At 73.3% G+C, this 13,134-nt stretch carries 11 protein-coding genes and 1 pseudogene; 4 read left to right on the top strand and 8 right to left on the bottom strand.

Annotated elements, in window-relative coordinates:
- Positions 1-164: 164 nt before the first annotated feature.
- A complete protein-coding gene (locus DMH12_RS13385; RefSeq protein WP_125491790.1) occupies positions 165-1,052 on the top strand; it encodes a Gfo/Idh/MocA family protein in 888 nt (295 codons plus the stop codon).
- Positions 1,053-1,058: 6 nt separating this feature from the next.
- On the opposite strand, the gene DMH12_RS13380 is transcribed toward DMH12_RS13385, so the two are convergent.
- Positions 1,059-1,451: a hypothetical protein gene (locus DMH12_RS13380; RefSeq protein WP_260474205.1), complete on the bottom strand. Its 393-nt coding sequence runs from the start codon at positions 1,449-1,451 to the stop codon at positions 1,059-1,061.
- Positions 1,448-2,347, bottom strand: a complete 900-nt coding sequence (locus tag DMH12_RS13375) for a GNAT family N-acetyltransferase (protein WP_125491789.1) — start codon at positions 2,345-2,347, stop codon at positions 1,448-1,450. Before DMH12_RS13375 ends, DMH12_RS13380 begins: the two co-directional genes overlap by 4 nt.
- A gap of 318 nt (positions 2,348-2,665) precedes the next feature.
- Here DMH12_RS13375 and DMH12_RS13370 point away from each other — a divergent pair, with 318 nt between their 5' ends.
- Positions 2,666-3,880 (top strand): glycoside hydrolase family 64 protein, encoded by a 1,215-nt coding sequence (locus tag DMH12_RS13370; RefSeq protein ID WP_125491788.1) that lies wholly within the window; start codon positions 2,666-2,668, stop codon positions 3,878-3,880.
- 76 nt (positions 3,881-3,956) lie between these two features.
- A complete protein-coding gene (locus DMH12_RS13365; RefSeq protein WP_185832299.1) occupies positions 3,957-5,060 on the top strand; it encodes a PP2C family protein-serine/threonine phosphatase in 1,104 nt (367 codons plus the stop codon).
- Here DMH12_RS13365 and DMH12_RS40475 read toward each other — a convergent pair.
- Together DMH12_RS40475 and DMH12_RS40470 are read right to left on the bottom strand one after the other, a co-directional pair.
- A complete protein-coding gene (locus DMH12_RS40475; RefSeq protein ID WP_399187213.1) occupies positions 5,032-5,997 on the bottom strand; it encodes an MMPL family transporter in 966 nt (321 codons plus the stop codon). The genes DMH12_RS13365 and DMH12_RS40475 overlap by 29 nt on opposite strands.
- 141 nt (positions 5,998-6,138) lie before the next feature.
- Positions 6,139-7,296: pseudogene (locus DMH12_RS40470) on the bottom strand (MMPL family transporter); the annotation flags it as partial.
- A 207-nt stretch (positions 7,297-7,503) separates the two neighbouring features.
- Between DMH12_RS40470 and DMH12_RS13355 the strand changes: the two are divergent.
- Positions 7,504-7,725: a hypothetical protein gene (locus DMH12_RS13355; RefSeq protein ID WP_125491785.1), complete on the top strand. Its 222-nt coding sequence runs from the start codon at positions 7,504-7,506 to the stop codon at positions 7,723-7,725.
- A gap of 34 nt (positions 7,726-7,759) precedes the next feature.
- Here the strand turns inward: DMH12_RS13355 and DMH12_RS13350 are convergent, their stop codons facing one another.
- The 4 genes from DMH12_RS13350 to DMH12_RS13335 all read right to left on the bottom strand — a co-directional run bounded on the left by DMH12_RS13350 (position 7,760) and on the right by DMH12_RS13335 (position 13,089).
- On the bottom strand, positions 7,760-8,269 hold the full coding sequence (locus DMH12_RS13350; RefSeq protein ID WP_125491784.1) for a DUF5709 domain-containing protein: 510 nt from the start codon (positions 8,267-8,269) through the stop codon (positions 7,760-7,762).
- Positions 8,270-8,336: 67 nt separating this feature from the next.
- A complete protein-coding gene (locus tag DMH12_RS13345) occupies positions 8,337-9,812 on the bottom strand; it encodes a hypothetical protein (protein ID WP_125491783.1) in 1,476 nt (491 codons plus the stop codon).
- A gap of 185 nt (positions 9,813-9,997) precedes the next feature.
- Complete coding sequence (locus DMH12_RS13340) at positions 9,998-12,352, bottom strand: glycoside hydrolase family 65 protein (RefSeq protein WP_125491782.1); 2,355 nt, start codon at positions 12,350-12,352, stop codon at positions 9,998-10,000.
- A complete protein-coding gene (locus tag DMH12_RS13335) occupies positions 12,349-13,089 on the bottom strand; it encodes a beta-phosphoglucomutase family hydrolase (protein WP_125491781.1) in 741 nt (246 codons plus the stop codon). The genes DMH12_RS13340 and DMH12_RS13335 overlap by 4 nt, the downstream gene beginning before the upstream one ends.
- Positions 13,090-13,134: the final 45 nt, after the last annotated feature.

The following is a 13,134-nucleotide window of genomic DNA, read 5'->3' as shown; positions in this document are numbered from 1 at the left end:
CCGCCGGGGGCCCAGCGGCGGGCCCGCGCCGGGCTCGGTCGGCACGCTGTCCGCGGGCGTGCCCGGTGTGACACGCTCGGCGTCGGCCGGGCTGTGACACGCCGGTCGTCATGTGGAACGTCGGCGGGCCCCGAGCGGGGCCGGCACCGTGGAGAGGCGACGGCATGCGTATCGGACTGCTCGGCACCGGCCCCTGGGCCGACATGGCACACGCCCCAGCCCTGGGCGGGCACGACGGCCTGGACTTCGTCGGGGTGTGGGGGCGGCGTCCGGACGCCGCCAAGGAGCTGGCCCAGCGGCACGGCACCCGCGCCTACGACGACGTCGACACCCTGCTCGCCGACGTGGAGGCCGTCGCCGTGGCGCTGCCCCCGGGCGTGCAGGCCGAGCTGGCCGTGCGCGCGGCACGGGCCGGGCGCCATCTCCTGCTCGACAAGCCGCTCGCGCCGACGGTGGCGCAGGGGCGGGCGGTGGTGGAGGCGGTGCGTGCGGCGGGCGTGGCCTCGGTCGTCTTCTTCACCGCCCGGTTCCAGCCCGAGACCGAGGCGTGGATCGCCGAACAGGCCGAGGAGGAAGGCTGGTTCACCGCGCGGGCGCAGTGGCTCGGCTCCGTCTTCGGCGGCGACGACAGTCCCTTCGCGCACTCCCCGTGGCGCCGGGAGAAGGGCGCCCTGTGGGACGTGGGTCCGCACGCCCTGTCCGTGCTGCTGCCGGTCCTCGGGGACGTCCGGCGTGTGCCGGCGGCGGTGCCGGGTCCCGGGGACACGGTCCATCTGGTCCTGGACCACTCCGGCGGGGCGTCGAGCACCCTCACGCTCAGCCTGACGGCGCCGCCCGCCGCGGCCGGGGCGACGGTGGAGCTGCGCGGGCGGGCCGGTGTGACGCTTCTCCCGGAAGCGGTGGAGGGGCCGGTGCCCGCGCTGCGGCGGGCCGCGGACGCGCTGCGCACAGCGGCGGGCGGTGGGCGGCCGTCGCCGTGCGACGCCGCGTTCGGGCTGCGGGTCACGGAGATCCTCGCCGACGCGGAGGCCCTGCTGACCGACCGCCGGTGACCCGGCTCAGCCGTCGACGCCCGCCCGTTCGAACGGTTCGTCGCTCCACCGGAACCACGCCCGATCGCCCTCGATGTGCAGCAGGAACTCCGCGACCGGGCCGTCCGGCGAGAGCAGCCGCACGCGCCGTTCGATCTCGGCGCAGACCTCTTCCCACTCCGCCCGGTGGCCCGCGTCGTCCCGTTCCACGAGGGCGAGTTCGCGGGCGAACAGGTCCTGGACCGCGGCGTGGGCCGGTCCGGGCCGGAACCGTCCCGACAGCCAGGGGAAGTCGGCGTCGTCGATCAGGATCTCCCCGACCAGGGCGCCCGCCGCCCCCTCACCGCAGTCGCGGGAGCGCACCTGCCAGATCTCGCCCTCGAACCCCGCACCGCCTCCGCCACGCACTCCGGCGGTCACCGGCCCGCCACCGGCGGACGGAAGTTGATCCGCTCGCGCACCACGGGGTAGCCGGCCTTGGCGAAGTTGGCGGCCATCGGATGGTTCCCCCGGTCCGTCGCGGCGGACACGAACTCGGCGCCCCGCTCGACCAGGACGTGGGTGCACTCGACGAGCAGGTCGTAGGCGTACCCCCGGCCGCGGTGCTCCGGCAGGACGCCGATGAAGGCGACGCACGGGCCGGACGGATTGTGCGCGGGGATGTGGATGCCCCCGAGCTCGCCCTCCGCCGTGTACGCCACTTGCCACCACGCGCGCGGCGAGGGGCACCAGTGGAAGAAGTCCAGCTCGGCCTGGGCGGCGCGGTCGAGGCCGTGCTCCTCGATCTCCCTCAGCGCGTGGGCGTCGAGCGTGGCGGAGTGGATGCGGCGCAGCGCGTCGAGGAACACCGCGTCGTCCGGTTCGGGCCGGAACTCCAGGCGCCCGGGGCGGGCGGGGAGCCCGCACTCCGGGGTCCACCGGTACAGGAAGCGTTCGACCAGGGGGGCGTAACCGGCCGCCTCGGCCGCGGTGAGGCGGGCCTCGACGGCGGCCCGCCCGGCGGGGTCCTCGCGCCAGGTGCCGGGCGCGTTCAGTTCGAGTTCGACCTGCCAGGGGGCGGTGCGCAGGAGTTCGGCTCCCGCGTCCTCCTCGCCCTCGGCCACGTCGAACCAGTTGACGTTGACGGGTTCGGTGTCGTCGGGGCCGCCCCACCAGGCGGCGCGGGCGACCACGGTGCCGTCGCGCAGGGCGACCCGCTTCCAGTCGGGCCGGTGCCGGGTGAGCCGGTGGCCCTCACGGGCGCCCAGCGGGTCGGGCATGGCGTCGAAGAGGGCGACGTCGCTCTCGTCGAGCGTGCGGATGACCGGCTCGGTCACGGAACCTCCGGGGTGCGACGGGCGCTCGCGTGACCCGGACGGTCTCGCGTCGGCCGAACGGTACGTGAGGCGTACGCGAGGGGCCACCGGAATTCGAGGCGGGATTAAGCGAGTCTTAAGCACCGGTTAAGCGTTCCTCCCCCCGCACCCCGGGCGCCAAGTCCCATCAGGAACAACGCACTTGAGGACGGACGGAGCCGGTTGGCCGGCCCATCCTCCGTGCGTACCATCGGCGCACCGCGTGAGAGCGCTCTCAGGAGCCCTGCCGGATCCCCACTCCCACGCCGTCATGTCCCGATCACTCTGGAGACCCCCCACATGACTCCTCGTCACCAGCGTCCGCTCGCCCGTCGCAAGCTGCTCGTCGCCCTCGGCGGAGCCGTCGTGGCCGCGCCCGTCGCGGCGGCCGTCGCCCCGCACGCCCTCGCCGGCGTCGGCTCGGACGGCGCGGCGGACTCCCCCGCGACCAAGGCCGCCGGTGCCCTGCCGCTGACGATCGTCAACAGCACCGGCACCTTCGGCAACGCGGACGTCCACGTCTACATCGTCGGCAACCTGGACGGCCGGCAAGTACGCGTCACCTCCGACGGGTCCGTCGCCCCGGTGGCGCTGTCGGACAACGGCGCCGACGGATACACCGACTACGCCATCGGCCTCGCCGGCAGCGGTGAGACGAAGCTGAACCTGCCGTACCTCTCCGGGCGGATCTACGTGTCCCTCGGCGAGAAGCTGAAGTTCAAGGTGGTCGCGGACGGCGCAGGAAACCCCGCCCTGCAGTACCCGGCGGGCTGGGTGGAGTCCGACCCCAACCACGGCGTGCTGCACGACTGCGCCGAGTTCACCTACAACTCCTCCGGCATGTTCTGCAACACCACGATGGTCGACATGTTCAGCGTGCCGCTCGCCATCCGGCTGACCGGCGCCAAGGACCAGACCACCGGCACCGTGCGGCCGGGCGGACGGGCGGCGGTGTTCGACGCGCTGCGCCGGGTCGAGGAGTTCGCGCCGCTCGTCGTGGACGACACCCGGGTGATCGCCCCGGGGCACGGGCTGGACGCCGGCCTGTTCGCGAAGGACTACCTCGCCCCGTACATCGACGAGGTCTGGAGCACCTACACCGGCAAGGACCTGCGGATCACCACCAACGCGGGCACCTTCACCGGCCGGGTGCGCGGCGGGCGGCTCACCTTCGACGGTCCCGCCCAGGTGTCCTTCGCCAAGCCGTCCACCCGGGACGTGCTGTTCTGCGACGGCGCCCTCGCCGCGCCCAACGACGGCACGACCGGCCCCGTCGCCGCGGTCCTCGGCGCCGGTTTCAACCGCTCCACGCTGGTGTCCTCCGCCGAGCAGCCCACGACCGACCCGGCGACGTTCTACGGGACCGGCCTGACCAACCACTACTCCAAGGCGGTGCACGCGGCCACCGAGGACGGCAGGGCGTACGGCTTCGCCTTCGACGACGTGGCCGACTTCGCCTCGTACATCCAGGACACGGCGCCGACCGGCTTCCGGCTCACGCTGACCGCGTTCTAGCCACCCGCCGCGGGCCGCGACCCGCGCGGTTCGGCGTGCGGGCGGCGGGGCGGCGTAGGAGCGTGGTGGTGTGCGAATGGTGTCCGGCCCGCCGCTGCACCCGGGTGAGGACCGGCGGAGCTGGCTCAGCGGGGCCCCGCCGCCCCGCTGGGTGCGGCTGCTGCCGCCGGCCCTCATCCTGCTGATCTGCCTGGCGACGCTGCTCAGTGACGACCGTCTGGACATCGGTTTCCTGCTCGGCGCCATCCCGCCGCTGGCCGTGCTGTCGTACGGTCCGCTGGCGACGGCCGCGCTGTGCGGCGCCGTGATCACGCTGCTGACCGTGCCGGTGTTCCAGCTCGACCGGCCGGGCGACGCCGACCTGCTGACCGTCGTCTTCGTCGCGGTGCTGAGCGTCTTCGTGTCCTTCGTGCGCAGCCGGCGCGACGCCCAGCTGGGGCTGGAGCGCGCGGTCGCCGAGGCCGCGCAGCGGGCGGTGGTGCCCCCGCTGCCCGAGCGGGTGGGGGCGGTGCGCTGCGCCGGGCTGTACCGGGCGGCGCAGCGCGGGACGCTGGTCGGGGGCGACTTCTTCGACGTGCGGGACGGCCCGTTCGGCGTACGGGTGGTGACGGGGGACGTACAGGGGCACGGGCTGTCGGCGGTGTCGACGGTCGCCTCGCTGCTGGGCGCGTTCCGGGAGGCGGTGCTGGACCGGCCGGACCTCGCGTCGGTGGCGGGGCGGATGGACCGCAGGCTGCTGGTGGACTCGGCGGACGCGCGGCACGCGGAGCTGTTCGCGACGGCCGCGCTGCTGGAGTTCTCCGCGGACGGCCTGGAGGTGCGCGTCGTGGTCTGCGGCAACCCGCCGCCGCTGCTGCTGCGGGACGGGCGGGCCACGGAGCTGGAGGTCGCCCCGTGGACGCCGCTCGGGCTCGGACTGGCGGACGCGGGAGCCATCGAGGTGTGCACGGTGCGGCTGCGCCCCGGTGACCGTCTCTTCCTCGCCTCCGACGGCGTGGTCGAGGCACGCGGCGACGGCGGCGCCTTCTACCCGCTGGCCGAACGACTGGCCGCGCTGGCGGGCGCCGACCCGTCCGCGCTCCCCGGGCTGGTCTGGGCCGACCTGCTGCGGTTCTGCCCGGACGTGCAGGACGACGTGACGATGCTCGCCCTCACCCCCGCGCCGCCCGCCCGGGGCTGACGCCCCCTTCGTGCTCGCCCTCCGCGTCGATGTGCGGGAGGATCCGGTCGAGCCACCGGGGCGTCCACCAGGCGTGCCGTCCGAGCAGCGTCATGACGGCGGGCACCAGGAGCAGGCGGACGATCGTGGCGTCGATGAGCACGCTCACGGCGAGGCCGAGGCCGAGCATCTTGACCACGATGTTGTCGCTGATGATGAACGCGGCGAAGACGCTCACCATGATCAGGGCCGCACAGGTGATGACCCGCGCGGTGATCTCCAGGGCGTGGGCCACCGAGTCCTTCGCGTTCCCGGTGCGCAGCCAGGCCTCGTGGACCCGGGAGAGCAGGAAGATCTCGTAGTCCATGCTGAGTCCGAAGATGATCGCGAACATCATCATCGGGACGTAGCTCTCGATGGGCACGGTGCCGGAGACCCCGAGCGCCGGGCCGCCCCACCCCCACTGGAAGACGGCCACCACGACGCCGTAGGAGGCGGCGATCGACAGCACGTTGAGGACGGCGGCCTTGAGGGCGACCAGCGGGCCGCGGAAGACCGCCAGGATGATCAGGAAGGCGAGCGCGACCACCACGCTGATGATCAGCGGCAGGCGTTCGGCGACGATGTCGCGGAAGTCCACCTGCGAGGCGGTGGCCCCGGTGACGTAGCCCTCGGCGTCCGTGCCGGCCACGGCGTCGGGCAGGGTGCTGTCGACCAGCCGGTTGGCCAGGTCGGTGGTGGCGGCGCTCTGCGGGGCCTCCTTCGGGTACACCGTGGCGAGCAGCACGTCGCCGTCCTGGGTGGGGGTCACCGGTGTCACCGCGGCCGTGCCCCAGACGCCGTCGAGGCTCTTGGTGACCTGCGAGGAGAGGTCCGAGCGCTGCGACTGGGGTACGCCGCTCTGGTCGACGACGACGGTCAGCGGGCCGTTGGAGCCGGGCCCGAAGGCGTCGGTCATCAGGTCGTAGGCCCGCCGGTCGGTGAAGGAGGTGGGGTCGGCGCCGTCGTCGATGTGGCCGAGCTGTATTGAGAACACGGGGACGGCCAGCACGACGAGGGCCGCTACACCCGCGGCCAGGAAGCGCCACGGCCGCCGCTCCACCCGCCGTGCGTAGCGGTGCCAGGTGCCGTGCGGTTCGCTGCCGGGCTCGGCGTCGGTCTCGGCGACCGGACGGCGTACCCGCAGCCGGTCGATGTGCCGGCCGACGAGCCCGAGCAGGGCGGGCACCAGGGTGAGGGCACCGAGGACGGCCGAGACGACGGTCACCGCGGCGGCGATGCCGAGCTTGCCGATGAAGGACACCCCCGACGCGTACAGGCCGAGCAGCGCGACGATCACCGTGCAGCCGGAGACGAGGACCGCCCGGCCGCTGGTGCCGGTGGCGTGACCGGCCGCCCGCACCGGGTCGGCGCCGTCCATGAGGTTCTGCCGGTGCCGGGTGATCAGGAACAGGGCGTAGTCGATGCCGACGCCCAGGCCGATCATGGTCGCCAGGGTCGGGGAGACGGTGGCGAAGGTGAACGCCGCCGCGAGCAGGCCGAGGCAGGCCAGCCCGCCGACCACCCCGATCAGCGCGGTGACCAGCGGCGCGACCGCGGCGATCATGCTGCCGAAGCCGATCAGCAGGACGACGACGGCGACGCCGAAGCCGATGAGTTCACTCACCCGGTCGTCGGCCGCCGGACGGGCCAGCTCACCGAGTGATCCGCCGTACTCGACCTCGGCGCCCGCCGAGCGCAGCGGGTCGACGGCTTCGTCCACGCCGTCGAGGTAGCCGTCGCCCAGCTGGGCGGGCTGGATGTCGAAACGGACGGTGATGTAGCCGGTGCGGCCGTCCGTCGAGACGGGGCCCGCGTTCTGCTGGGAGGAACCGGACTGCGGGGTGGCGGTGAGCGGGTTCTGGGCGGACAGGACGTGCGGGAGCTTCCCCAGATCGCTCACGGTGGTGGACATCTGGGAGCCGAGCGAGGTCATCCCCTTGTCGTCGTGCACGACGATCTGGCTGCTGTAGCCGCCGGCCGCCGGATCGTGCCGCTCCAGGACGTCCAGGCCCTGCTGGGACTGGGAGGAGGGCAGGTTGAAGTCGTCGGCGTAGTCGCCGCCGAAGGAGCGGTTCGTCAGGGTCAGCGCGACCAGTGCGGCCAGCCAGGCGACGACGACTATCACTGCGTGCCGGGCGCACCACTCGCCCCAACGCCGCAGTCCTCCCCCGCCGCCTGTCCCCCGTCCCCCGGCGCCGGTGCGCCTTCGTGCCATGGCCGTGGTCCTTCTGCCGGGCGACAGGTTCGATCGGTCCGCCGTCGCGTGCCCTCCATTACACGCCGGGGCACCCCGGGCGGCACGTCGGATCGTCCGGCACTCCGGATGCGCGGGCGGAATCCGCATTGAATGGTGTTATCGGGATATTCGGGACCGACAACAGCACGGCACCGAAGCAGCGATCCGGATCCGAGGAGCACTGATATGTCGACGTCACAGCCCGACGCCTCCCGACCGTCCGAAGCCCGTCCCGGCGACGACCGCGCCACGCCGGACGACCTGCTCCACGCGCGCACCGGCACGGAGGTGTCCCCGGAGGACGTCGTCCTGGCGGCCGGCCGGGACGTCACGCCCAAGAACCTGGAATGGGCCAGGCGGAAGCTGGCCGACGAGGGCCCCGCGGCCCTCGACAAGCTGCTGCCCTGACCCTGCGGGCCCGGGTTTGCCCGGCCCCGGCGGGTCAGCCCGTCCGGCCGGGGCCCGTTCCGTCGTCCTCGGCGTCCGCGGGCGCCGTCTCGTCCGGTACGACGTGCATGGCGGCCTCCTCGGCGCCGGCGGCTCCGCCGTCGATGCCCACGTCCTCGGCCACCGTCTCCTTGGTGGTGTCGGCGCGTACGCCCTCGTCGGGGGCGACCAGGCGCCCCGAGCGTTCCGTGCCCGCCTCCGGGTCGACCGGTTCCCCCTCGCCGTCGGGCTGGTCGCCCACGCCGTCGCCGTCCGGCACCGCGACGTCGGGCACCTCCTCGGCGAGCCGCTCGTCGAGGCTCTCGCCGTCGTGCTGCTCGGCGGCCGTGGTGCCGTGCCGGTCGACGCCCAGGGGCTTCTCCGGCGGGGAGTAGCCCTCGTCGAGCGTGTCGTCGTAGGTCCGCTCGTCGACGGCGTCCTGGAGGTCGAGGGGCGCGGCGTCGGCCTGCTCCTCGTTGGTTCCGGTGGGCTGGTAGGCGTCGTCGGCCATGGGGTCGGTGCCCATCACTGCCTCCCTCTCGCGCTGCGTCGGACGTCTCGTTGCCCGGTTCGCGTTTCCCGATACGCGATCTTTAACCCGGGGGTGCGACGCGGACGCTCAGGTCGGTGATGCGGTGCGGGGTCCAGTCGCGGGCGTAGCCGGGCGCGGTGCCGCCCGGTCCGGTGATCGCGGCGACCGGGATCCTGGACGCGGTGTCCACGATCTCGGCGGCGGTGGTGTTCCCGTTGTTGCCGCTGGTCTCGCCGGACGAGCAGCCGGTGTAGTACCCGATGGGGATCGACTCGTGGCCGGTGACCAGGCAGGGCGGGCGCACGCCGAGCCGGTGCAGCTCGTCGGCGACGCGGGTCCAGTCCTGGCGGCTGTCGACGTTGCGGTTCACGGCGCCCATGAGAACGGCCGTCTGGGCCGCGAGGTGCCCGGCCAGGGCGAGTGCCACCAGCGGGGCGAGCACCGGCCGCCACCGGCCGCGCCCGTTCCTGACCAGGTGCCACAGCGCGTCGGCGACGGGGACGGCCAGCAGGGCGTAGGCGGGCTGGAGGAAGCGGGGCGCCGCGTACCCGATCATGAACAGGTACGGCAGCGCGGACGTCACGGAGCAGGCGAAGGGGACCAGGGCCGTCGCGGTCCGCCGGGCCCGGACCGCGACGGCGACGCCGAGGGCGGCGAGCAGCGGGAGCACCACCCACCACAGGGTGACCAGCGGGTTCGGCATCGCTCCGGTGCAGGGTCGGCACAGCCCGCGTCCGCCCAGGCTGCGCATCTGGTCGTCGACGGCGAAGTTCCAGCCGAGGCCGCCCTGGATCTCGGAGGCCCTCGACAGCCGCTCGCCGAGACCGCCGTACCAGGCGTACGCCTCGATCACCCACTCCAGCCCCCCGGCCGCCAGGCCCCCCGCCAGCGCGACCAGCAGCATCCAGTGGCGGCGTGCGAGGACGAGCAGCAGCAGCGGTACGGCCACCCAGACGGCGTCGGTCGGCCGCATCAGGGCCATCAGGAGGGCGCCGGCCGCCACGCCCCAGAGCGCACGCCGGCCGGCCTCGCCCCGCAGGACCCGGAGGAAGCAGCCCACGCAGATCAGGGCGCCGACGGCGACCCAGTAGTTGGGCATGGCCTGCGGACCGTAGAAGAGGGTCACCCACAGGGTGGCGAAGAAGGCTCCGGCCGTGGCCAGGACGTGGGACGGGAACAGGCCGCGCCAGGCGCGCAGCGCCAGATACAGGCCCACGCCGGAGAGCACGGCCAGGTAGACGCGCAGCAGTTCGGTGGAGGCCGACCAGGAGGCGACGGGTGCCACCAGCAGGGGGACGCCCCGGGAACGCGGTGCGCTGAAGAAGGCGGCCGGGTGATGGGTGGTGACCTGGCTGACGTAGACCGTCTCGTCCCAGCCGAGACCCATCGAGGGATGGACCAGGACCAGTTGGGCGACGGTGAAGACGGCGGCCACCGCCGCGAGCAGGAGGTCCACGGGCAGGCGCCGAGGAGTGCCGGGCGTTGCCCTCTCGCCCCGCCGTCCGCCGACGAGAATGGCGTTCGCGCCGCCGGCCATCGTGCACCCCTCACCCCCGCACCTCGCGGGGCCGCTCGGTCTTCACCTCCTGCCGCCCGTGGCGGGAGCCCGGAAACCCGGAGATCAAGGTCAAACTAACCTGCGGCTCAGCGAAGTGCAGGATGGAACTCGGCCAGTCGGGCGGTGTCGTGCGTCACGGTGTGCTGAGGTTCGACGCCAACCGGTCAGCGGTCGTTGGGGCGCCGGTGCAGAGGCTGTTCGGGTGTCGGGCGCCGCTTCGGCGCCGGGACGGGGAGGGTGACGGGGCCGTCCCCGTTCACGTGGACCTCCGTCCCGTGGTGACGGATGGTCAGGGGATCGCCGGTCAGCAGCCGGTACGTGGCCCGGTCGGAGTCGATCTCCACGCTCAGGCACCGGCCGCGGAACTGGAGCCGGAAGGCGAGGCGGCTGAACTTCTCGGGCAGGCGCGGTGTGAACCGGAGGCTGTCGCCGTCCCTGCGGGTGCCGCCGAAACCGGCGACCAGGGCCATCCACGTACCGGCCAGCGAGGCGATGTGGAGTCCGTCACGGGTGTTGTGCTCCAGGTCCGCCAGGTCCATCAGGGCGGCCTCGGCGGCGTAGTCGTAGGCCAGGCGCAGATGCCCGGTCTGGGCGGCGACGACGGCCTGGCAGCACGCGGACAGTGAGGAGTCCCGCACGGTCAGCGGCTCGTAGTAGGCGAAGTTCGCGGCGATCTGGTCCTCGTCGCAGTGGGCGTCGAACCAGCTGCCGCAGGTGTACATCGCCAGCACCAGGTCGGACTGCTTGATCACCTGCTTGCGGTACAGGTCGAAGTAGGGGAAGTGCAGCATCAGCGGGTACTGGTCGGCTTTGGTGGCAGCGAAGTCCCAGCGCTGGTAACGGGTGAAGCCGGCGTGCTGCTCGTGGACGCCGAGCTCGTCGTTGTAGGAGATGTGCACGGACTCGGCGGCGTCCCGCCAGGCGGCGCTCTCCTCGTCGTCGACGCCGAGGTGGGCCGCCTCGTCCGGGTGGCGTTCGCAGGCGTCGGCCGCGGCGAGGAGGTTCGAGCGCGCCATGAGGTTGGTGTAGGTGTTGTCGTCGGCGATGGCGCTGTACTCGTCCGGGCCGGTGACGCCGTCGATGTGGAAGACGCCGTGGTGGTCGTGGTGGCCCAGGGAGCGCCACAGGCGTGCCGTCTCCACCAGGAGCTCCAGGGCCGTGTCGCGTTCGAAGTCGGTGTCGCCGGTCGCCGCCGTGTAGCGCACCGCGGCGTGCGCGATGTCGGCGGCCACGTGGAACGCGGCGGTGCCGGCCGGCCAGTACGCGGACCCCTCCGACCCGTCGATCGTGCGCCACGGGAAGGCGGCGCCGCCCAGCCCGAGTTGGGTGGCGCGGTCCCGGGCGGCGGGCAGGGTGTCCTGGCGCCAGCGCAGCGCCTCGGCGACGGCCTTGGGGGCGGTGTAGGTGAGCACGGGCAGCACGAACATCTCGGTGTCCCAGAACGCGTGCCCGTCATATCCGGAACCGGTGAGTCCCTTGGCCGGAATCGCCCGCTGTTCGGCGCGGGCCCCGGCCTGGAGGACGTGGAACAGGGCGAACCGCACCGCCTGCTGGATCTCCTCGTCGCCGTGCACCTCGACGTCCGCGCTGGCCCAGAAGTCGTCCAGGTAGGCGCGCTGTTCGGCGACCAGGCCGTCCCAGCCGCCGTGCGCGGCGGCGGCCAGCGCCGCCTCGACCTGGTCGCTCATCGCGGGCCGGGAGCGGGCGCCCGACCAGCCGTGGGCGACCGTCTTCTGCACCCGCAGCCGCTGTCCCGGCTCCAGGACGGAGGTGATGGTCAGCCGGGCCACGTCGTCGTTGCTCTCCACCCCGGTGGTGGTCTCCCCGGGGGCGTCCACCACGTGGTCGGCGGCGACGGCGACCCTGAGCCCGCTGCGGCGGGTGCGGTGGACCAGGCGGAGCCGGGACCCCTGGGCCAGGTGTTCCTCCGGCTCCAGCGGGGACTGGAGCGCCTGGGCCGCCCTGGGGTCGCCGTCGGGCTCGGGCAGGCTCTCGTTGGTGACGAGTTCGGACTGGATGACCACCCGGGTCCGGCTGTCGAGGGGCTCGACCTCGTACTCCACGGCGGCGATGGCGCGCTGGGTGAGGGAGACCAGCCGGGTGGAGCGCACTCGGATGGTCGTACCGGCCGGGGAGGTCCACTCGCAGGTCCGCTCCAGGACGCCGCGCCTGAAGTCCAGGGTGCGTTCGTGCTTGCGGAGCCGTCCGTAGCGCAGGTCGAAGGGCTCGTCGTCGACGAGGAGCCGCAGCAGTTTGCCGTTGGTGACGTTGATGACGGTCTGGCCGGCCTCGGGGTAGCCGTAACCGGCTTCGGCGTACGGCAGCGGGTGCAGTTCGTACACGCCGTTGAGGTAGCTGCCGGGCAGGCCGTTGGGCTCGCCCTCGTCGAGGTTGCCGCGCCACCCCACGTGTCCGTTGGACAGGGCGAAGACGGACTCGCTCTGGGCCAGGAGGTCGAGGTTGAGGGACGTCTCGCGCACGCGCCACGGTTCCACGGTGTACGTCCGGTTGGTGATCACGCGCGGCCTCCCAGCTCGGCGAGGTCCTTGACGACGCGGTCCGCGCCGTGCGCGTAGAGGGCGTCGGTCTGGCCGACGCGGTCGACGCCGACGACGAAGCCGAAGTGTCCGGAGCGGCCCGCGTCCATGCCGGCCAGCGCGTCCTCGAAGACGGCGGCGCGGGACGGGTCGACGCCGAGGTCGCGGGCGGCGGCGAGGAAGGTGTCGGGGTGGGGCTTGCCCGGCAGCTTCCGTTCCCGGGCGACCACGCCGTCGATCCGCACGTCGAACAGGCCCTCGGCGTCGATGGAGTGGAGCACGTCCCGGGTGTTGGCGCTGGAGGAGACGATCGCGGTGGCGAGGCCGGCGGCGCGGACCGCGTCGATGTAGCGCAGGGTGCCCTCGTACGGCTCCACGCCGTCGGAGCGGATCTTCGCCAGGAGCAGTTCGTTCTTGCGGTTGCCGACACCGTTGACGGTGGGCGCGTCCGGTGGGTCGTCGGGTCCGCCCTCGGGCAGATCGACACCCCGGGAGGCGAGGAAGGAGCGGACGCCGTCGGCGCGGGGGCGGCCGTCGACGTACTCGTCGTAGTCGGAGTCGGTGAAGGGGCGGAAGTCCGCGCCGTCGCGCTCACGCAGGAAGGCGTCGAACGTCTCCTTCCAGGCGGCGGCGTGCACCACCGCCGTCCTGGTGACGACCCCGTCGAGGTCGAAGAGACAGGCTTGGATGTCCTCGGGAAGTCCCAGCTGCGTACTCATACACCCCACAGTTCCCCGCCGGGGCCCGTCCCACCGGGTGACACA

Source organism: Streptomyces sp. WAC 04229 (assembly GCF_003947455.1).
Classification (GTDB): Bacteria; Actinomycetota; Actinomycetes; order Streptomycetales; family Streptomycetaceae; genus Streptomyces.
This window is presented reverse-complemented; position numbering and strand designations above follow the sequence as displayed.